Source organism: Streptomyces sp. UH6, assembly GCF_013421635.1.
Classification (GTDB): Bacteria; Actinomycetota; Actinomycetes; order Streptomycetales; family Streptomycetaceae; genus Streptomyces; species Streptomyces abyssomicinicus.
The window spans coordinates 1-2,299 of record NZ_JACADT010000917.1; the positions used below are offsets into that span (position 1 = coordinate 1).

1 protein-coding gene is annotated in these 2,299 nt (G+C 72.0%); it reads left to right on the forward strand.

Annotated elements, in window-relative coordinates:
- Window positions 1-202 precede the first annotated feature (202 nt).
- Window positions 203-2,008, forward strand: a complete 1,806-nt coding sequence (locus HW445_RS27530; protein WP_180223579.1) for an ABC-F family ATP-binding cassette domain-containing protein — start codon at window positions 203-205, stop codon at window positions 2,006-2,008.
- Window positions 2,009-2,299 lie beyond the last annotated feature (291 nt).

Below are 2,299 nucleotides of genomic sequence, written 5' to 3' on the forward strand. Positions count from 1 at the left end.
TGCGGGCAGTCGTGCCGCTGGGCGGCACGGGTGGGCGCAGGCGGTGCGTACGCACGGGACGGTTCGCCCGCGCGGCGTCAGCCCACCCGCGCCCGCGCACCCGCGCGTACGCACAGGCCCGACGAAACCCCGAGGCGGCGGAGCGGGGCCCCCGCGCGGGCTAACCTGGACCGCTGAGCTCGTCCCCCTCGGTTGGAGAGAAATGGCCGTCAACCTGGTCAATGTCGAGAACGTCCACAAGGTGTACGGCACCCGTACCCTCCTGGACGGCATCTCCCTCGGCGTCTCCGAGGGCGACCGCATCGGCGTCGTCGGCCGCAACGGCGACGGCAAGACCACCCTGATCCGGATGCTCGCGCAGCTCGAGGAGCCGGACACCGGCCGCGTCACCCACGTCGGCGGCCTCCGCCTGGGCGTCCTCACGCAGCACGACTCCCTCGACCCGGAGGCCACCGTCCGCCACGAGGTGATCGGCGACCTCGCCGACCACGAGTGGGCCGGCGACGCCAAGATCCGCGACGTCCTCACCGGCCTCTTCGGCGGCCTGGACCTCCCCGGCTTCCCCAAGGGCCTGGACACCGTCATCGGCCCCCTCTCCGGAGGCGAGCGCCGCCGCATCGCGCTGGCCAAGCTGCTGATCGCCGAGCAGGACCTGATCGTCCTGGACGAGCCCACCAACCACCTCGACGTCGAGGGCATCGCCTGGCTCGCCGCCCACCTCGCCGCCCGCCGCTCCGCCCTCGTCTGCGTCACCCACGACCGCTGGTTCCTCGACCAGGTCTGCACCCGCATGTGGGACGTGCAGCGCGGCGACGTCCACGAGTACGAGGGCGGCTACTCCGACTACGTCTTCGCCCGCGCCGAACGCGAGCGGATCGCGCAGACCGAGGAGGTCAAGCGGCAGAACCTGGTCCGCAAGGAGCTGGCCTGGCTGCGCCGCGGCGCCCCCGCCCGCACCTCCAAGCCCCGCTTCCGCGTCGAGGCCGCCAACGAGCTGATCGCCGACGTCCCGCCGCCGCGCGACAGCAGCGAGCTGATGAAGTTCGCCTCCTCCCGCCTCGGGAAGACGGTCTTCGACCTGGAGGACGTCACCGTCCAGGCCGGCCCCAAGACGCTGCTGGAGCACGTCACCTGGCAGCTCGGCCCCGGCGACCGCATCGGCCTGGTCGGCGTCAACGGCGCCGGCAAGACCTCGCTGCTGCGCGCCATGGCCGCCGCCGCCCGCAGCGAGGGCGAGGAGCAGCCCGCCGCCGGCCGGATCAAGGTCGGCCGGACGGTCAAGCTGGCCTACCTCTCGCAGGAGGTCGCCGAACTCGACCCGAACTGGCGGGTCCTGGAGGCGGTCCAGAAGGTGCGCGAGCGCGTGGACCTGGGCAAGGGCCGGGAGATGACCGCCGGCCAGCTCTGCGAGACGTTCGGCTTCACCAAGGAGAAGCAGTGGACGCCGGTCGGCGACCTCTCCGGCGGTGAGCGCCGCCGCCTCCAGCTGCTGCGGCTGCTGATGGACGAGCCCAACGTCCTCTTCCTCGACGAGCCCACCAACGACCTCGACATCGAGACCCTCACCCAGCTGGAGGACGTCCTCGACGGGTGGCCCGGCTCGATGATCGTGATCTCCCACGACCGGTTCTTCGTCGAGCGCACCACCGACCGGGTGTTCGCCCTGCTCGGCGACTCCACCCTGCGGATGCTGCCGCGGGGGATCGACGAGTACCTGGAGCGCCGCCGGAAGATGGAGGAGGCGGCCGCCGCCTCCGCCCCCGCGCCGACGGCGAAGCCCGCCGCCGAGAAGAGCGCCGCCGACCAGCGCGCCGCCAAGAAGGAACTCCAGCGGATCGAGCGGCGGCTCGACAAGATCTCCGAGCAGGAGGGCAAGCTGCACGCCCAGATCGCCGACAACGCCACGGACTTCGCGAAGGTGGCGGAACTCGACGCCAAGCTGCGCGAACTCGCGGGCGAGCGGGACGAGCTGGAGATGCAGTGGCTGGAGCTCGCCGAGGACGCCTGACCGTCCCCGGCGCCCTGACGGGACGTCACCGATAACAGCGACGTCACGGGCCGGTTCTCCCTTGGGAACAGGGGAGGAACCGGCCCGTCGCGTTCCGGCGTGGGTGATAGAAAAGGCCCCGGTATGACAACCGGTCCTTGAGTACCGCTGAGGGGCCCAGGAAGCGGACAGGCGCGGGCGCGCCGGTCAGTGAAGAGGGGGAGACGCTGATGACTCAGCCGCCCGACCAGCCGTCCCGGCCGTCCGAGGACCCGCTGCGCAAGCCCGCGGACCCGCAGAACCCTCAGGACG